The 18,447-nt window shown below is 69.6% G+C and carries 15 protein-coding genes; 5 read left to right on the top strand and 10 right to left on the bottom strand.

Annotation, left to right across the window (positions count from 1 at the left end):
• Nucleotides 1-88: 88 nt before the first annotated feature.
• Nucleotides 89-2,965, top strand: coding sequence for a serine/threonine-protein kinase (locus J7520_RS12510; RefSeq protein ID WP_291188726.1), 2,877 nt, complete (start codon nt 89-91; stop codon nt 2,963-2,965).
• Nucleotides 2,966-2,974: 9 nt separating this feature from the next.
• Here J7520_RS12510 and J7520_RS12505 read toward each other — a convergent pair whose 3' ends face one another.
• A complete protein-coding gene (locus tag J7520_RS12505) occupies nt 2,975-3,637 on the bottom strand; it encodes an ECF-type sigma factor (protein ID WP_291188724.1) in 663 nt (220 codons plus the stop codon).
• 258 nt (nt 3,638-3,895) lie between these two features.
• Between J7520_RS12505 and J7520_RS12500 the strand changes: the two genes are divergently transcribed.
• The 3 genes from J7520_RS12500 (at nt 3,896) to J7520_RS12490 (ending at nt 8,021) form a co-directional block, all read left to right on the top strand.
• Nucleotides 3,896-5,212: a LysM peptidoglycan-binding domain-containing protein gene (locus tag J7520_RS12500; RefSeq protein ID WP_291188723.1), complete on the top strand. Its 1,317-nt coding sequence runs from the start codon at nt 3,896-3,898 to the stop codon at nt 5,210-5,212.
• 93 nt (nt 5,213-5,305) lie between these two features.
• The gene (locus J7520_RS12495) at nt 5,306-5,710 is read left to right on the top strand and encodes a LysM domain-containing protein (RefSeq protein ID WP_291188721.1); all 405 of its coding nucleotides are present in this window, start codon (nt 5,306-5,308) and stop codon (nt 5,708-5,710) included.
• Nucleotides 5,711-5,927: 217 nt separating this feature from the next.
• Nucleotides 5,928-8,021, top strand: coding sequence for an N-acetylmuramoyl-L-alanine amidase (locus J7520_RS12490; protein WP_291188719.1), 2,094 nt, complete (start codon nt 5,928-5,930; stop codon nt 8,019-8,021).
• A 24-nt stretch (nt 8,022-8,045) separates the two neighbouring features.
• On the opposite strand, the gene corA is transcribed toward J7520_RS12490, so the two are convergent.
• From corA to miaB, 8 genes are all read right to left on the bottom strand, one after another.
• Complete coding sequence (gene corA, locus J7520_RS12485) at nt 8,046-9,014, bottom strand: magnesium/cobalt transporter CorA (RefSeq protein ID WP_291189073.1); 969 nt, start codon at nt 9,012-9,014, stop codon at nt 8,046-8,048.
• A 238-nt stretch (nt 9,015-9,252) separates the two neighbouring features.
• Complete coding sequence (locus tag J7520_RS12480; RefSeq protein ID WP_291188717.1) at nt 9,253-10,503, bottom strand: DUF4105 domain-containing protein; 1,251 nt, start codon at nt 10,501-10,503, stop codon at nt 9,253-9,255.
• 61 nt (nt 10,504-10,564) lie between these two features.
• Complete coding sequence (locus J7520_RS12475; protein WP_291188714.1) at nt 10,565-11,407, bottom strand: transporter associated domain-containing protein; 843 nt, start codon at nt 11,405-11,407, stop codon at nt 10,565-10,567.
• A gap of 105 nt (nt 11,408-11,512) precedes the next feature.
• Nucleotides 11,513-12,043 (bottom strand): rRNA maturation RNase YbeY, encoded by a 531-nt coding sequence (ybeY, locus tag J7520_RS12470; RefSeq protein WP_291188712.1) that lies wholly within the window; start codon nt 12,041-12,043, stop codon nt 11,513-11,515.
• Nucleotides 12,044-12,051: 8 nt separating this feature from the next.
• On the bottom strand, nt 12,052-12,900 hold the full coding sequence (locus tag J7520_RS12465) for an SMP-30/gluconolactonase/LRE family protein (RefSeq protein WP_291188710.1): 849 nt from the start codon (nt 12,898-12,900) through the stop codon (nt 12,052-12,054).
• Nucleotides 12,897-13,871 (bottom strand): PhoH family protein, encoded by a 975-nt coding sequence (locus tag J7520_RS12460; RefSeq protein ID WP_291188708.1) that lies wholly within the window; start codon nt 13,869-13,871, stop codon nt 12,897-12,899. Before J7520_RS12460 ends, J7520_RS12465 begins: the two co-directional genes overlap by 4 nt.
• Before the next feature lie 82 nt (nt 13,872-13,953).
• The gene (locus J7520_RS12455; protein ID WP_291188706.1) at nt 13,954-14,448 is read right to left on the bottom strand and encodes a GNAT family N-acetyltransferase; all 495 of its coding nucleotides are present in this window, start codon (nt 14,446-14,448) and stop codon (nt 13,954-13,956) included.
• Entirely contained in the window at nt 14,445-15,788 is a 1,344-nt protein-coding gene (gene miaB / locus J7520_RS12450; RefSeq protein ID WP_291188704.1) for a tRNA (N6-isopentenyl adenosine(37)-C2)-methylthiotransferase MiaB, read from the bottom strand. Before miaB ends, J7520_RS12455 begins: the two co-directional genes overlap by 4 nt.
• Nucleotides 15,789-15,925: 137 nt before the next feature.
• Here miaB and J7520_RS12445 point away from each other — a divergent pair, with 137 nt between their 5' ends.
• Nucleotides 15,926-17,029, top strand: a complete 1,104-nt coding sequence (locus tag J7520_RS12445; RefSeq protein WP_291188702.1) for a lytic transglycosylase domain-containing protein — start codon at nt 15,926-15,928, stop codon at nt 17,027-17,029.
• Between the two features lie 126 nt (nt 17,030-17,155).
• On the opposite strand, the gene J7520_RS12440 is transcribed toward J7520_RS12445, so the two are convergent.
• Nucleotides 17,156-18,349 (bottom strand): trypsin-like peptidase domain-containing protein, encoded by a 1,194-nt coding sequence (locus tag J7520_RS12440; protein ID WP_291188700.1) that lies wholly within the window; start codon nt 18,347-18,349, stop codon nt 17,156-17,158.
• Between the last annotated feature and the right edge of the window lie 98 nt (nt 18,350-18,447).

Genomic DNA, 18,447 nt, shown 5'->3' with positions numbered 1-18,447 from the left:
AGAGTGACCGCGCAGGTCCGCTGCGCGCGACAATCGCGCGCGTCGCGGCTCCAGCGCCGCGCGGCAGGCGAACAGGAGGCGGGAGAACGTGTCGTCACGGCAAGCGCGTGCGCTGCAATGGTTCGATGCGTACGCCGATCTCGCGGCGGACGAGCGGGCGAAGGCGCTCGCGGCCTTGCGCGCATCCGATCCGGATCTGCACGAGGCGGTGGCGGCCCTGTTCGCGGCGGACGCCTTGCAAGGTCCCTTGCTGCAATCGCCGCAGAAGATTCTTTCCGCCTACGAGAAGAGCGCGCGGCGGGGCGTCGCCGCGGTCGACGCGCGGATCGGATCGACGCTCGGCGCCTGGCGCATCGAGGGCGTCATCGGCGCCGGCGGCATGGGCAAGGTCTATCGCGCCAGCCGCGCCGACGGCCAGTACGCGCAGGTCGTCGCGCTGAAGTGCGTCGGCACCGAGGTGGATTCGCCGGTGCTGGCCGAGGCGGTGCGCAACGAGCGCGGCATGCTGGCGATGCTGGAGCATCCCAACATCGCCACGCTGCTCGACGGCGGCATCGACGCGGACGGCTATCCCTGGTTCGCCATGCAACTGGTGCAGGGCGAACCGATCGACCGCTGGTGCGACGACCGCCGGCTGGACGTCCGCGCGCGCGTGGAGCTGTTCATCCGTCTCTGCGACGGCTTGGCCTACGCGCACGCCAAGGGCACGCTGCATTCGGACATCAAGCCGTCCAACGTGCTGGTCGACGCGTCCGGCCGGCCGGTGCTGCTCGACTTCGGCTTGTCCTCGCTGGCCGCGCGCGGCCGCGGCGGAGAGCGGCGTCGTGTCGCGATGACGCTCGGCTACACCGCGCCGGAAGTGTCGGCGAACGGATACAGCGTCAAGACCGATCTCTATTCGCTCGGCGTCATGCTGTACGAGCTGCTGTGCGGCGCCTGGCCGTTGCACGGCACGCCGATCGACGCCGATACGCCGGCGCCGCCGCCGCCGAGCCGGCTCGCGCTGCAAGGCTCGGCGCAGATCGCGCAGGCGCGCGGACTGGGCAGCGCCGCGGCGTTGTCGCAGGTGCTCGCCGGCGACCTGGACCAGATCGCCGGCGCCTGCGTCGCGGCCGATCCCGCCGCGCGGCCAACTTCGGTCGAGCAGGTGCAGGCGGACTTGCGTGCCTGGTTGCAGTTCAAGCCGGTGTCGGCGCGCCGCGGCGAACGCGGCTATCGCCTGCGCCTGTTCCTGCGCCGCCATCGCAGCGTGGCCGTGGTCACGGCGTTCGGGCTCGCCTGCGCCGCGATCGGCCTCGGTGCGGGGCTGAAGCTGCGCGAGGCCGCCACGCACAACGCGCAGGCGGCGCACGCGATGCGCCGGCTGTTCGAGAACTCCTTCGACGTGCTCACCACCGGCGGCCTCGGCCAGTCGCCGCTGATGTCGGCGGCGATGTTGCGCGACGCCGAGGCCAACCTGCGCCGCAGCGACGCCGTCGAGGGCACGCCGCTCGCCGCCGTCGACGGGCTGGTGCTGATGGCGCTGGCGCGGAGCTACACCGTGCTCGGCGACTACCGCCATGCGCTCGCGCTGATCGACGAGGCGCAGGCGCTCGCCGCCGGGCATCCGGAGCAGAACGCGCCGATCCAGGCCGCACTGGCGCACCTGCTCAACATCGAGTCGCGCTACGCGCAGGCGCGCGGGGCGGTCGAGTCCGGACTGGCCGACATCGACGCGGTGCCGCCTCCCGATCGCGATTTCACGCGCCTGATGCTCGAGGTGGAACTGGCGCGCGCGCACTGGGGCATGGCCGACATCGGCGAGGCCAACGCGCTGCTGCAACAGGCGATGACGCGCGCCGAGGCGATGGCCGCGCGCGATCCGACGCCGCTGGCGGCGCTGCTGATCCAGCGCGGGCAGTGGCGGCGCCTGTTCTCGCGCTACGAGGACGCGATGCGCGATTTCGAGCGCGCCGCCGCGCTGACCTCCACGCGCGCGCCGATCGTCGCCGACGGCGCGTCGGCGGAGCTGGCGCGCACGCTCGATCAGCTCGGCCAGCACGCGCGCGCGGTGGAGGTGGCCGGCAAACTGCTGCAGAGCCGGCGCCGCATGCTCGGCGAGGAACATCCGGAAACCGGCAAGGCCTGGGTCGTGCTCGGCGACGCGCAGTTCTGGAACGGCCAGCTCGACGCGGCGCTGGAATCGGCGCAGCGCGGCGAGGCGATCCTTTCCGCCGCGCTCGGCGCGGAGCACCCGGAGACCGCGCAGGCGGCGATCGTGATCGGCTCGATCCAGGCGCAGACCGGCAAGCCCGACGAGGCGGTGGCGAGCGCACGGCGCGTGCTGGCGATCATGGAGAAGGCGCACGGCGCCGAGCACCAGGCGACGCTCAAGGCGGTCGGCCACCTGGCCGCCACGCTGGCGGTGCAGGCGTCCGCGCGGCCCGGCGAGACCGCGCCGTGGCAGGAAGTGATCGCCCTGTACGCGCGCAAGGTCGACGCGGGCACGAAGCAGGGCTTGCCGATGCTGTCGGAGCGGATGTTCCTGATCAAGGCGAAGCTGCGCGTCGGGCGCATCGATCCGGGTACCGAGCAGGAGCTGGAGCGGGTGATCGCCGCGCTCGGCGAAGCGCGCGGCCGCTACAGCGACGCCGCGCGCAGCGCGCGTTTCACGCAGATCGAGGTGGACTTGCAGCAGGAGCGGGTCGATCGCGCCGTGGAACGCCTGGAAACCTTGCTGCGCGAACTCGATCGCGCGCCGCCGAGCCTCAGCGCCGACGGCGATCGCTTCAACTGCCACGAGCGCCTGGGCGACATCGCGCAGCAGCGCGGCCAGCCGCTCGCGGCGCGGAACCATTGGGAGCAGTCGCTCGCGATCGGCCAGCGCATCGGCCCGCAGCAGGTGTCGACGCAGCGCGTGAAAGCGAAGTTGGCGGCGCTCGATCCGGACGCGCAGGCGCGGGCCGGCAAGTCCGCGACGCGCTGAGGCGAGGGCTCAGATCTCGATCTCGCGGCCGCCTTCGCCGAGCCGGTCGAGCAGGTAGGCGCGTGCGCGGCGCCAGTCGCGCGAAATCGTGCGCGCGTTGACGCCGAGCACGTCGGCGACTTCCTCCTCGCCGAGGCCGCCGAAGTAGCGCAGCTCGACCACGCGTGCCAGGCGCTCGTCGATCGCGGCGAGGCCGTCCAGCGCCTGGTGCAGCGAAAGCAGCTGCTCCAGCCGCGTTTCCGCCTTCGGGTCGGCGATGTCGTCCGGCAGCGTGGCGTGCGCGACGTCGGCGCGCGCATCGCTCAGCGCGCGGCGCGTCTCGTCGAGCAGCACGAAGCGCATCGCGCGCGCGATCAGCGAGGTGAGGTGCCGCCGGCTGGCGACCTGCAGCTTCGCGCCGGACAGCTTCAGCCACGTCTCGCTGATCAGCGAGGTCGGCGACAGCTGCAGTCCCGCCTGCCGGCGGATCTGCGAGCGCGCGATGCGATGCAGGTCCTGGTAGAGCAGGGCGTAGATGCGGTGCCAGGCCTCGGCGTGTCCGCCGTCGGCTTGCGCCAGCAGGCGCGTCAGTCGCCCGGCGTCCGCCTCGCCGTCGTCGCCCGGCGTCGCGGCAAGATCGTGATCGACTTCGCGGTTTCGCGCAGCGGGCTTTCGCGTCGTGTCGGGATCCATCGCTCGATCTCGAATAGGAGGGGCAGAAGCGCAGGGAAGGGGTTTGCAACTTCGTCGAGTGGCTGTCTCCCTTCTCTGCGCTTCGCCTCGATTCGTCGGATGGAGAGTCTACAGATCTTCGTCGGCGAACTTGCCGGACACCGTTCGCCGTCGGGCGTCGCTGCGGCGCGCGGCGGCGATGCGCAGACGCAGCGACGCGCATGTCGCTCGTCGCGGTCCGGCGGCCAATCCTTCGCACCCTGAGACAGGAGAACGCGCATGTCGGAAGTCAACGCCAACGGTAGCTACCGGGTTCAGGAAGGCGACACCTTGTGGAGGGTCGCCAACGAAACCGGCATCTCGATCGACGAGCTGGCCTCGGTCAACGGCGTCAATCCCGACGGCATCCAGGCCGGGATGACGCTGACGATTCCGGCGCGCCCGACCACGCACGACGCGAGCGACCCGTATGCGCGAGCCGGCGGCATCGGCGAAGGCCAGGGTTCCTCGCCGGGGCAGGCGAGCGAGACGCATCTGACGGGCTACCTGCAAAGCCTGACGCGCGACAGCACGCGCAGCGGCAAGGCCGAAGGCGGCGTCGACGGCGGTTCGCAGTGGGAGAGGGACGCCTTCCTCGGCTCGATCGGCGAGAAGTACCGCGGCCAGAGCGTCGAGCAGGCCAAGCAGGGCGGCCTGGACCGCTCGCGCACGCAGGCGCTCGAAGGCGCCACCAGCGAAGGCGAGAAGGTGCGCATCAACAAGGCCTTCGACGAAGCCGAGCAGCGGATTCGCGGCAACACCGAGAGCGAGCGGATCGGCGGCAAGGTCAAGGACGGCAGCCTGCTCGGCAAGACGCACGAGAAGACCATCGAGAACGTGCAGGCCGAGAAGACCGAGGCGCTCGACGGCATCAGCGATCCGCGCGAGCGGGCGCGCGTCGGAGCGGCCTACGACGAAGCGGTGAAGACGTTGAACGCCAACAACGACGCGCATCGGGCGTCGAAGACGACGGGCTCGGTCTCGCCGGTCATCTCCTCGACGAGTTCCGGCGCGAGGGCCTACCAGGACGGCGGCCCTGGCGGCACCTTCGACTACCTGCGCGTCGACGGCGATTTCGACGCCGGCATCGGCCGCACCGGCGTCCGCGTGGAGGGCAGCGTGCTCGAAGCGACGACCGATCCGAGCGACACCAGCGCCCTCGGCGACATCCGCTTCAAGGCCGGCACCGCCGGCGCGCAGCTCGGGCACAACACCAGCGGCGAGGGCGCCGCGACGCAGTCCTCCTACGGCGTCGGCTTCAACCTCGACGCCGTGTCGATCACCAAGGGCTTCGGCCGACTCCAGGACGGGCGCAACGACACGCGCGGCGAGGCCGGGCTCAGCGTCGGCGTGAAGTCCGGCGGCTTCAACGCGACCATCGGCGACAAGGACGGCGACGGTTCGCGCGAAGTCGGCTTGCAGGTCTCCATTCCGCTCGGTCCGGTCGGCGTCACGCTCGGCGGCGAGACGGAGAACACCGTCGTGGTCGGCGCCGTCGAGAAGGCCAGGGACGTCCTCGACAGCGTCAAGACCGGCTTCAAGCGCTTGTTCGGCTGATCGGGCCGGCACGCTCCGGTGCAGCAGGTCTGCGCACCACGCGGCGATCGGGGCGAGACGGCGGAGCCGTCCGCGCGAGGGAGCGGCGCGCGCGTGTGCGAAGACGCATCCGCTCGACGCGAGCCGGGCGGAGCTTCGCTCTACGTCGTGCAAGCCGGCGACACGCTCGCCGGCATCGCCGCCGCGCACGGCCTTTCCGTCCTGGACCTGCTCGAGGCGAATCCGGGCGTGGGCGGCAATCTCGCCTGCTTGCGTTCGCCGAATGCGCGAGCGAACGCGGCGACGACGGGGGCCGCCGCATGCAATCCGTTTCTGCAACGCTTTCTCCGCTCGCTGCGCTGGTGCTGGCATCTGCACGGATGCTTTCGACGGCGGCGCGGCGGCGAGCGCGAACGGGCGCTGATCGACACGGCGCAGGCGCAGCTCGACGCCGCGGGAAGAGGCCTGGTCGAGGACATCGTGCGCCGCGCCAGCGCGGCGCGCGAAGAGTGCAGGTGATCACGTCCGGAGCGACCGCCGGCGAGCCGATGGTCGGCGGCGTGGATGGCCGGTCGGATTCGCCGACGTTCGGCACGCGACGCACGGATGCTTCGCGCGGAAATCCGCCGCAGGAGTGGCGGATCTCCACGATGGGCGCGGTTCTGCCGCGTCCGTTCCCGCCGACGGGATCCGGAGTGGATCCCGTCGGCTTCATCGTCCGATCCGGGGAAGAACCATGCGTCTCGATCCGAAGTCTCTGTTGTCGTTGTCGCTGCTGGCCGCCGTATCGAGCCAGGGCTGGGCAAGCACCGCCGCATACGAACCGCCGTCCGCCACGTTCGAGGCCGAACGCAGCGCGGCGTTGAAACCGCTGATCGACGAGCGGCGCGGCTACGTCGAGTTCTTCCGGCGCGCCTACGCACGCTATCCGGCGTTGCCGGCCGGTTCGCTGGAATCGATCGCCTACACGCAGACCGGTTGGCGCAACGTGCAGCCGGCCGACGAGTCTCCGGCGGATCGGCACATGCCGGCGGCCTGGGGTCCGATGGGGCTCTACCACGGCGACGGATTCGCCGATCAGGTCGGCGAGGGCGCGCGACTCACCGGCTTCTCCGAGTCCGCCGTGATGAACGATGCGGAGACCAACATCCTCGCCGCCGCCGCGCTGCTCGACCAGGCGTTCAAGCAGGGCGGCAAGACGAGCGCGCGCGCGAGCGCGGAAGCCGCCTTCGCCGCCGCGTTGCAGCGCTACGCCGGTTTCGGCGCAGCGGGGAACCTGGGCGCCTACGCGCGCGAGAGCTTCGCCTACTCGGTGCTCGACCACCTCGGCAACGGCGTGCAGGAAGACGGCGTAGAGGTGCCCGCGCGCGGAATCGACCTGCGCAAGGCCTTTCCGGCGGAGCGGCTGCGCCTGTTGCAGGCGCCGGCGCTGACCGTCGACGCCGATCGGGGCACGGTGCGCATCGACGGCGACAGTGCGCCGTCGGTACAGCAGGTCGACGCGCCGCCGACGATCCAGGCGGCCGACTTCGGCGAGGCGATCTGGAATCCCGCCAGCTCGAGCAACTACAGCACGGCCGGCAACAGCGATACGGCGGTGATCCTGCACACGATGGAAGGCTCGTACGCGGGCGCGATCGCCTGGTTCCAGAATCCCGCGGCGGAGGTCTCCGCGCACTACCTGATCCGCAAGTCCGACGGGCAGATCACGCAGATGGTGCGCGAGTACCACCAGGCCTGGCACGCGGCGTACCACAACTACTATACCATCGGCATCGAGCACGAAGGCTACGCGAGCGACGCGGGCAACTGGTCGTCGGCGATGGTCAACGCCTCGGCGCGGGTCACGCGCAGCATCTGCACGCGGCGCGGCGTCAACTGCGCGTCCGCGTGGCAGGGACCCGGCTACGACACCTGGCACCTCGTTCCCGACAACGTGCGCGTCAAGGGCCACGGCATGCTCAGCAGCAACCAGAACCGCTACGACCCGGGCAAGTTCTTCCCGTGGAGCGGCTACTACAGCCTCATCAACGGCGGCGCGCCGCCGCCGGCGGACACGCGCTACTGGGTCGACACCTTCGCCGACGCGCCGGGCTTCGGCTCGCCGAGCAGCACCGCGCAGACCGGCACGCTGTACGCCGGCACCAACTACGTCTACTGCAAGACCTGGGGACGCGAGATCCGCAACGGTGTCTCCTTCAACCACTGGTGGCTGAAGACCGACCTCGACGTCGGGCCGGCCGCGCAATGGGTGTCGGCCTACTATCTCGATCGCTGGGGCAACGACGAGGCGCGCGACAACGACGGCTACGACCTGCCGCGCTGCGAGGTGCTGCCGTACGGCAAGATCGGCGAGAAGTACTACGCGATGGGCGGCGTGCGCAGCGTGCTCGGCGTACCGAAGCTGGCCGAGGCGGATTCGCAGCTCGGCGGACGTTTCCAGGAGTTCGCCAACGGCATCATCCTGTGGCACAGCCAGAGCGGCGCGTTCGCGATCTACGGCGCGATCCTGGCGCAGTTCCGCGCGACCGGCAGCGAAACCGTCTGGGGCTTCGCGCGGATGGACGAGAATGCCGCCGCGCGCTCGCCGGCCTCGGGCCAGACCGGCCGCTACCAGTACTTCCAGAACGGTCTGTTCCTGTGGACGGCGGCGACCGGCGCGCACGCGGTCCACGGCGCGATCCTGACCCACTTCGAGAACACCGGCCGCGAAGCGCAGTACGGCTATCCGACCGGCGAGGAACAGGCCTGGGGGGGCAGTGGACGTCAGCAGACGTTCGAGCGCGGAACGTTCCGCTGGACGCCGGAGCAGGGCGTTTCGGTGCAGTGACCTCGATCGCCCGTCACGGCGGACCTACAACCACTTCGCGCGCTTGAGCACCCAGTACAGCGTGGTGCAGATGCCGGCGGTGACCGTGATCATCGCCGGGTAGGCCCAGGGCTGGTCGAGTTCGGGCATGTGATGGAAGTTCATGCCGTACCAGCTCGCCAGCAGGGTCGGCGCGGCGAGCAGCGCGGCCCAGCCGGCGAGGCGCTTGACGACTTCGTTCTGCGCCACGCCGACCAGCGCCAGGTTGACGCTGATCGCCGCGGTCAGCATCTCGCGCATCGTGTCGGTCGATTCGTTGATGCGCGCGGCGTGGTCGTAGACGTCGCGGAAGTACGGCCGCACCTCGTCGCGGATCAGGCCCGGATACTGGCGCACCAGCTGGTTCAGGATGTCCTGGATCGGCGCGATCGCCAGGCGCAGCGTGACCAGCTCCTTCTTCAGTTCGTACAGGCGGCGGATCGTCTCGCGCTTGAAGGTGTCCTGGAACACCTCTTCCTCGAGTTCCTGCAGTTCCTCGCGGAACTCGCGCACGATCGGGAAGAAGTTGTCGACGATGAAGTCGAGCACGGCGTAGAGGCTGTAGCCCGGGCCCAGCGTCATCAGCTCCGGCGCCTGCTCGCAGCCGCGCCGCGCGGCGGCGTAGCTGAGGGAAGCGCCGTGCCGCACGGTCACGATGTAGCGCTTGCCCATGAACACGTGCGTTTCGCCGAATGCGATCTTGCCGTTCACCGTCTGCGCCGTGTGCGCGACGATGAACAGCGAATCGCCGTAGACCTCGATCTTCGCGCGCTGGTGCGCGGCGTGCGCGTCCTCGACGGCGAGCTCGTGCAGGCCGAACTCCTCCTGCAGCTTCTCCAGCAGCTCCTCGGTCGGCTCGCGCAGGCCGACCCAGACCCACTGGTCCGGCGTCTCCAGCACGTCGCTGATTTCCTCGATCGTGATGTCGCGCAGCTTGCGCCCGTCGGCCGAGTAGGCGACGCAGTTGACCACCATCGGATCGTTGCAGGTCGGATCGGTCGGCAAGTTGGTCGGATGGAAGCCCATGCGCGGATGATGCCGCTTCCATGATGACAACGGCAATCCGCGCCGTCGTCGGCGTTCAGTCGTCGGCGAAGTGGCGGTCGGATCGTCGATGCCGGGTGCGCCGAAGATCGGCCAGCGCATGGCACGCGGCCGAACCGGTCGCTTCCGCTGCGACGCTACTCGCTGCGATGAGGAATCGGCCGCGCGCTCAGCGAATCGAAGCCGTCGCCGCGACCCGACCTCGCGCCAACGCCAGCGCCAGGTGCAGCGACAGGAACAGCACGATCCAGTGCAGGTTCTCCTGCACGAACCACGGCAGGATCTTCGAGAACAGCGCGAACGCGGCGCCGAGCACGACCAGCCAGGCCACCGCATGCGCCCAGCGCCGCGCGGGCCGGCCGCGCAGGGCCGCGATCCAGGTCGGCAGCAACAGCAGGCATAGCGGACTCAGCAGCAGCAGGTTCTCGTTGCGCCACGCGGAAACGTGCTCGCTGCCGAACCACAGGAAGAGCAGGGCGAAGCCGCCGACGGCGCAGAACAGCTCGAACACGATCGCGAACAGCGCCAGCGGGACGCGCGCCGCCGCGCTGCGCCGGCCGGCCAGCCAGAACAGGGCCAGGCCGAGCGCGACGCCGCCGATCAGGAACGGCCAGCGCAGGTCCGGCGGCAAGGCCGGCGGCTCCTCGACTTCGCCGGCCGCGAGGGTCTGGCTGCCGGCGACCAGCGGCTTCGTCGTGCCGTCCGCTCCGGCGATCTGCGCGTTGCCGACCACGTGGCGCAGCGTTTCGGGCACGAAGCTTTCCTGCCAGTAGTCCAGGCGCTGGTCGGCGAACGGCCCCAGGCCGAGATCGATCAGCAGCATCAGCGCCGGCTGCGGCGCCATCAGGCGCAGCGCGTCGAGACGATAGGTGTAGCCGCGCGAGCGGCCTTCGCTCTGCGCGTGCAGTGCGCCGCCGAGCGCGCGATCGAGCGCGTCGCGCACGCGCGTGGAGCAGTTGGCGAGGAAATAGTCGTAGCGGTACAGCGCGTTCTCCGGTCGCGCGTTCCATTCGAGGAACTGCGCCAGTGCCGCGGCCTGCTCGGGCGACAGGTCCAGGCGCTGCTCGACGATCTCGCGGCGCTCGGCGCGGTACATGGCGAGATCGTCGGCGAGCTCGCCGGCGACGATGCGGTAGCGCATCTGCCCGCGCGCGAAGTTGGCGAGGAAATCGCCCTCGGCGAAATCGAAGATGCCGTAGTTGTAGGCGACCGCCTCGCCGTCGGCGTCGCGCACGACGATCGCGTTGTGGCCGAAGCGTTCGAAGAAGATCGGGCCGGGGCCTACCGTCAGCAGGCTGACGGAGAGCGGGGATGGGTGATGGGTGATGGGTGATTGGGTGGGGTCGGACTCGCCGGAGGATTGGGCGTTTGCGCCATGTGCGACCGCGAGTGCGCATAGCACGGCCAGACAGACGCGCATGAGCATCCCGCGAAAGCCGAGCTTTCGCCAATCACCCATCACCCATTCCGAATCGCCGCTCTCAGGCCTCATGCACCCGCACCGAGAACTGCAGCACGCGGCGCGCGTCGGCCTTCGTGACCTGGAAATGGAAACCGCCGAACACGGCTTCCTCGCCGACTTCCGGCAGGTAGCCGATCTCGGAGGTGACCATGCCGCCGACAGTGTCGAATTCCTCGTCGCTGAAGTCGGAGCCGAAGCGTTCGTTGAATTCCGCGATCGGCGTCAGCGCGTTGACCAGGAACTCGCCGTTGCCGCCGGACTGGATCAGCGTCTGCTGGTCGTCGTCGTCGTCGTGCTCGTCGTCGATGTCGCCGACGATCTGCTCGAGCACGTCCTCGATCGTGACCAGGCCGGCGACGCCGCCGTACTCGTCGACCACGATCGCCATGTGGTTGCGCGACAGGCGGAATTCCTTCAGCAGGATGTTCAGCCGCTTGGACTCGGGAATCATCGTCACCGGCCGCAGCACGCTACGGATGTCCTGCGAGGCGCCGTCGCGCAGGCAGCGCAACAGGTCCTTGGCGAGCAGGATGCCGTGGATCTCGTCCTTGTCGCCGGCGTGCACCGGAAAGCGCGAATGGCCCGACTCGATGACGATTTCGAGCACCTGCGGCAGCGACGCGTCGATCGGCAGCGAGACCATCTGCGCGCGCGGGATCATGACGTCGGAAACGGTCAGGTCGGCGACCTCGATCGCCCCCTCGACCATCGACAAGGTGTCGTTCGACAGCAGGCCGTTCGCCTGTGCGTGGCGCAGTTCCTCGATCAATTCCTCGCGGCTCTGCGGTTCCCCCGAGAGCGCCTGGGTGATGCGCTCGAACCACGATCGTGGCGGGGGACTACTGGGAGGGTCCTCGCTCATCTCTACCGGCAACAAGCCCTCGCGGGCGGGCCGGCAGTGTAGCAAAGGAGGAACGAGGGATCAGAATCGAGGAACGGGAGAAATTCCGCCCCCGTTTCTCACTCCTCATTTCTCGTTCCTGGGCGCGTACGGATCGGCGATGCCGAGCGAGCCGAGCACCGCGCGTTCCAGCGCCTCCATGCGCTCGGCGTCCGCGTCGGTCTCGTGGTCGTAGCCGAGCAGGTGCAGCACGCCGTGGACGGTCAGGTGCGCATAGTGGTCGCGCGGTGTCTTATGCTGCTCGCGCGCCTCGCGCGCGACCACCGGCGCGCAGACGACGAGGTCGCCGAGCAGGCCGGAATGTTCTCCGGGCGCGGCTTCGTAGGGGAAGCTCAGCACGTTGGTGGCGTAGTCGCGGCCGCGGAACTCGCGGTTGTAGCGGCGGCCGGCCGCGCTGCCGACGATCAGGATGTTCAGCTCGGTCCAATGGTGCGGATGGCGCAGGTCGGGAATCGCGGCGATCCAGCGCTCGAAGCTCGGCAGCAGCGGCACGCCCTTGCGGCCGGCCTCGTTCCTGACCCAGATGGAGAGCTTGAGCGGCAAGGCCGACCGGCGCGTCGGCTTCGCGGCAGATCCGGGCTTCGCACGTGCGCTCATGCCGGCGCTCAGCGCTCGAAGTCGTCGGCGAACACGGCTGCCTCGCAGCCGGTCGGGTGGAAGCTGACCTGGTTCGCGCCGGACTCGGGCACGGCGATCTCGCCGCTGAGCCGGTTGTAGTCGATGTCGGCCGGATTCGACAGGCCGTCGGCGAGCACCTGCGCCGGCGAATCGAGCGCGAACGGCGGATCGAAGCGACGCAGGCAGCCGCCGCTGCCGCAGGACCACGGCGCGACGACGATCGCTCCATGGCAGTCCAGCGTGATGCCGTCGATGTTGCCAAGCTGCGTCTGGATCAGCGTCGCCGGCGTCGGCGTCCCATCGAGCGGGATTTCGAGAATCTTCGCATTGCTGGTCCACGTGGCGACCAGCAGGCGGTTGCCGGCGCGGTCGTAGGCCAGGCCGTTCGGCGTCTGCGCGGTCGGCGTCAGCACGCTCTGCGTCGGCGCCGCGAGGTCGGCGACGTCGACGCGATGGATCTTCCTGGCGCCGAAGTCGCTGAGGTAGATCGTGTGCGCGCCGTCGGAGGTGATGCCGTTGAGGAAGGACGCGCCGGCGATGGCGAGATCGAGCACCGGTTCGACGCTGTCGACGTCGTAGCCTTTGAGGTGCCCCGAATCGAGCACGTACAACACGCCGCCGAGCAGCTCGATGCCGTACGGCGAAGTCGGCGCGTCGGTGAACAGGCTCAGCGTGCCGTCCGGCGCGCGCTGCTGGATGCCGCCGGCGGTGTTGCTGATGAAGTAGCGGCCGCTGCGCGGATGGAATTCGATGCTCTCGGGGCCGTTCAGGCTCTGCGCGGCGGCGCCGGCAGCCGTGCACGCGAGCAGCAGGGCGGTGACGGTGCGCAGGATCATCGCGCCTGCTCCTGTTCGCGCGCCTCGTACGCGTGCACGATCCGCTGCACCAGAGGATGGCGCACGACGTCCTTGGCGGTGAAGAAGGTGAAGCTGACGCCGTCGACGTCGCGCAGCACGTCGATCGCGTCGCGCAGTCCGGATTTCACGTGCTTGGGCAGGTCGGTCTGGCTGATGTCGCCGGTCACGACCGCGACCGAGCCGAAGCCGATGCGGGTCAGGAACATCTTCATCTGCTCCACGGTGGTGTTCTGCGCCTCGTCGAGGATCACGAAGGAATCGTTCAAGGTGCGCCCGCGCATGTAGGCGAGCGGCGCGATCTCGATCACGTTGCGCTCGATCAGCTTCATGACGCGCTCGATGCCGAGCATCTCGTACAGCGCGTCGTACAGCGGGCGCAGGTACGGATCGACCTTCTGCGTCAGGTCGCCGGGCAGGAAGCCGAGCTTCTCGCCGGCCTCGACCGCCGGGCGCACCAGGATCAGGCGCTGCACGCGGTTGTCGTTCAGCGCGTCGACCGCCATCGCGACGGCGAGATAGGTCTTGCCAGTGCCGGCCGGGCCGACGCCGAAGTTGATGTCGTGCGTGGCGATCGCCTGCAGATAGCGCGCCTGGTTCGCGCCGCGTCCGCGCACGGTGCCGCGCTTGGTCTTGATCGCGACGTCGTGCGCCCCTTCCGTCGCGCGCGCCTCGGCGGCGAGGATGCCGGATTCGGACAGGTGCAGGTTCACCTGCGGCCCGGTCAGGGTCTCGTGCTCGGTCGCCGCATACAGCTCGCGCAGCGCGCGCTCGCCGAGTCGTATCGCCTGCTCGCTGCCGCTGAGGCGGAACACGTTGCCGCGATTGGCGATCTCGACGCCGAGGCGCAGCTCGATCTGGCGCAGGTGCTCGTCGAACGGGCCGGCTAGATTGGCGAGGCGCTCGCCGTCGGCCGGTTCGAGCGTGAAGTCGTGGTGCAGGGTCGTCGTCATAGGCGCGCGAGGGTAGCGCGCGCGTGCGGTTTCAGCTACCGCGGGCGCTCGTGCGGAAGGCGCGGCCGCGGCGCCGTGGCGGCTACAGGAAACGATGCATCACGAACACGTCCGTCGGCCCGCGTGTCGCGTGGCGGAACGCACCCGGCACGCGACCGACGATCGCGAAGCCGTGGCGCTGCCACAGTCGCACCGCGCCCTCGTTGCTGCTGACGACGAAGTTGTACTGCATGGCGGTGAAGCCGGCGCGGCGCGCCTCGGCGAGCGAGTGCTCGCACATCGCCGAGGCGACGCCCTGGCCGCGCGCGTCCGGCGACACCATGTAGCCGCAGTTGGCAACGTGGTCGCCGAGGCCGGGCTGGTTCGGACGCAGCAGGTACAGGCCGAGCACCTCGCCGTCGCGCTCGGCGAAGAAGCAGCGGCTCGGCGGCGAGGTCCACATCGTGCGCGCCGCGTCCTCGTCCAGGTCGGGCGGATAGCTGTAGGTGTCGCCGCCCGCAATCACCGCGCGGAAGATCGGCCAGGCGCGGGAGAACTCGTTCGCGGCGATTTCGCGGATGAGCAGCCCGCCGCTCACGCGGCGTGCGCTTCGTCGAGCTGCACGCGTCCGCGCAGCGAGTTGGTCAGCGCCTCGGTGATGACGACGTCGACGAACTGTCCGACCAGCCGCGGCGGAGCGGGGAAGTTCACCGAGCGCATGTTCTCGGTCTTGCCGGTCAGCTCGTTCGGGTTCTTGCGGCTCGGGCCTTCGACCAGCACGCGCTGCACGGAACCGACCATCGCCTCGCTGATCTTCTTCGCGTTCGCGTTGACGGCGGCCTGCAGGCGTTCCAGGCGCGCGTGCTTGACCGCATCGGGCGTGTCGTCGGCGAGGTTGGCCGCCGGCGTGCCGGGGCGCTTGGAATAGATGAAGGAGAAGCTCTGGTCGAAACCGACGTCGTCGATCAGCTTCATCGTCTTGTCGAAGTCCGCGTCGGTCTCGCCGGGAAAGCCGACGATGAAGTCCGACGAGATGCAGATGTCCGGACGCACCGCGCGCAGCTTGCGGATCTTCTGCTTGAACTCGAGCGCGGTGTAGCCGCGCTTCATCGCGGCGAGGATGCGGTCCGAGCCGGACTGCACCGGCAGATGCAGGAAGTCGGCCAGCTGCGGCACGTTCGCGTAGGCCTCGACCAGCGAATCGGAGAACTCCAGCGGGTGCGAGGTGGTGAAGCGGATGCGGCCGATGCCGTCGATCTCGGCGATGGCGTGGATCAACAGGCCCAGGTCGGCGACCGAGCCGTCGTGCATCGGTCCGCGGTAGGCGTTGACGTTCTGGCCGAGCAGGTTGACCTCGCGCACGCCTTGCTCGGCGAGCATCGCGATCTCGGCGACGACGTCGTCGAACGGCCGGCTGATCTCCTCGCCGCGCGTGTACGGCACGACGCAGAACGAGCAGTACTTCGAGCAGCCTTCCATGATCGAGACGAACGCACTCGGGCCTTCGGCGCGCGGCTCGGGCAGCCGGTCGAACTTCTCGATCTCGGGGAAGGAGATGTCGACCTGCGGCTTGCCGCTGGCGCGGCGCGCTTCGATCATCTGCGGCAGGCGGTGCAGGGTCTGCGGGCCGAACACGAGGTCGACGAACGGCGCGCGCTTGACGATCGCGTCGCCCTCCTGGCTGGCGACGCAGCCGCCGACGCCGATCACGACGGCGCTGTTGGCCTGCTTCAGCTCGCGCCAGCGGCCGAGCTGGCTGAACACCTTCTCCTGCGCCTTCTCGCGGATCGAGCAGGTGTTGATCAGGATCACGTCGGCCTCGGCCTCGTTGGTCGTCAGCTCGAGGCCGTGCGCGGCGCCGAGCACGTCGGCCATCTTGGCCGAGTCGTACTCGTTCATCTGGCAACCGTGGGTCTTGATGTAGAGCTTGCCGGCCATTGCGATCGAAATCGTAGAAAGTCCAATAGTTTACGTGGTAAAACCGCGCCTCGCCAAGCGCCGCTTGGGCGGCCGCGTCATGGTTTCGCGATGCGGTCGATGGAAACTTCGTGCTCCGGGATCGTTCCATAGCGCTCATGTCGCGTTTCGCCGCCTCCATCGTCTGCCTCGCCTTGAGCGCGTACGCGCTGCCCGCCGGAGCCGGCGTGCTCTACCGCTGCGAGGCGAAGGGCGGCGTGATCGCCTACACGAACAAGCCGGACGGCTTCCCGAAGTGCAAGGTGCTGTCGCGCTACGCCGACACCGCGCCGAAGAAGGCCGCCTCGGCCGCGCCGGCGCCGGCGAAGACGGCGGCGCCGAAACCGCGCACCACGACGACGCAGCGCTGGGTCTACGAGGAGAATCCGGTGACGAAGCCGGATTTCTCCACGGTCGCCGCCGGCGCGACGGTCGATCCGCCCGAGGCGGCCCGCGCCTCGTTCGCGAAGATCAGCAGCGGCGTCGCCAGCACCGCGCGCCTCGTCGCGCAGGAAGATTTCTCCATCGTGCTCGCCGACGTGGCCAGCACGGCGCCGACGCTGGGGCCGCCGCTGTTCATCGCGGCGCCGTACCGGCCGCGCTCGAAGCCGGCCGCGCCCGCGGCGGCGACGTTCGTCGCGGCCGAGCCGGCGGTGAAGACCAGGATCGTGCGCGGCTCGGTCTACCGCGTGCAGCGCAAGGACGGCATCGTCGAATACACCAACATCCGTCCGCAGGGCGGCGCGTTCGCCGTGCTGTTCACCTACATCGCGACCTGCGTCGCCTGCGACCTGCACTCGAAGATCGATTTCGCGCGCACGGCGCTGAATCTCGACGCGTACCGGAACGAGATCGCCGCGGCGGCCTCCGACTTCGGCATCGACGCCTCGCTGCTGCGCGCGGTGATCCACGCCGAATCCGCGTTCAATCCGATGGCGCTGTCGAACAAGGGCGCGCAAGGCCTGATGCAGCTGATGCCCGGCACCGCCAACGACCTCGGCGTGACCGACGCGTTCGACGTCGCCCAGAACATCCGCGGCGGCGCACGTTATCTTTCGCAGCTGCTGCAGACCTTCAACGGCGACGCCCAGCTCGCCACCGCCGCATACAACGCCGGCCCCGGCGCGGTGCAGAGATATCGCGGCATCCCGCCCTACGACGAGACCCAGGTCTACGTGCAGCGCGTGTCGACCCTGCGCGACCGATATCAGAAAGCGTTGTAGGGGAGACGTGATTGGTGATTCGTGATTGGTGATTCGTAAGAGCAGATTCCTGCGACACGTTTGCCGGCAATCCGCGCGCGCTTCGCAAAGCGCTCTTTCCAATCACCAATCACGAATCACCGCCTTTCACGCCCCTGTCGTACTCGGCGCCGGCCGCTGCGCCAGCGTCACGTCGATGGCGAACGGCGCGTTGTTGCGCAGGCCTTCCAGGCGCACCTTGGTGCCCGGCGCGAGCATCGCCTCGCGGTTGCGCAGGTCGATCTGGTCGACGATCGGGGCGCCGTCGAGCTTGAGCAGCAGGTCGTAGGGCTGCAGGCCGGCCTGCGCGGCCGGGCTCTCCGGGATCACGCGCGTGACCAGCACGCCCTGCGGCCGCGAGGTCGCCCCGTTCGGCGGCGGCACGTCGATGTAGTCGGTGCCGATCCAGCCGCGGATCACGTGGCCGTGCTTGACGATCTGGTCGAGCACGGTCTTCGCCGTCGTCACCGGGATGGCGAAGCCGATGCCCTCGGCGACCTGCCGGTAGGCACCGCTGCCGTCGGAGGTCGGCGTGCGCGGGTAGACCGCGGTGTTGATGCCGATCAGCTCGCCGTCCGCGTTGACCAGGGCGCCGCCGGAGTTGCCGGCGTTGATCGCGGCGTCGGTCTGGATGAAGTCCTCGTAGGCCGACATCTTGAGCTGGCGGCCGGTCGCGCTGACGATGCCCATGGTGACGGTCTTGCCGAGGCCGACCGGATTGCCGATCGCCAGCACCACGTCGCCGACGTCGGCGGTCTTGTCGTCCGGCACGGCGATCTCGGGCAGGCTGCCGGCGTCGATCTTCAGCACGGCGAGGTCGGTCTCGACGTCGCTGCCGATGATCTGCGCCTTGGAGACGCGGCCGTCGTCGAGCAGCACCTGGATGTCGTCGGCGCCGTTGATGACGTGGTTGTTCGTCAGTACGTAACCGTCGGAGCTGAAGATCACGCCGGAGCCGAGGCTGCGGTCGAGGCGCTTCTCCCAGGGACCGGCGATGCCGCGCAGGCCGAGCAGGCGCTGGGTCAGCGGGTCGACCTGGACGATGCGGCGCTGCAGGGTGGTGCGGTTCGCATAGATGTTGACCACCGCCGGCGAGGCGCGCGCGACCGCGTCGGCATAGGAGAACGGGGCGTGGCGAGATGTCGCATCGGCCGCGTCGCGCGTGCGCTCGCCCTGCACGCTGCCGCGCAGGCGGCCGACCAGTCCCGGCGCGGCGAGATTCACCACGAACGCCGCCGCCAGCCCGACCACCACGCAGCGCGCGACGAAGGCGAGGGTATCGTGGAGGTTGCGGCTGCGCATGGGATCGGTCGGGCTGTCGCGATGGGGATGGAGTACGTCGCCGGAGGCCGCTCCGCGGTCGCGCGCGCTGGCCGACTCGGCGCGCGGCTTCGATTGTG

It is taken from the genome of Dokdonella sp. (assembly GCF_017744955.1).
Classification (GTDB): Bacteria; Pseudomonadota; Gammaproteobacteria; order Xanthomonadales; family Rhodanobacteraceae; genus Dokdonella_A.
Note: the sequence above shows the minus strand (reverse complement) of the source record. Positions and strands in the feature narration are given on the sequence as shown.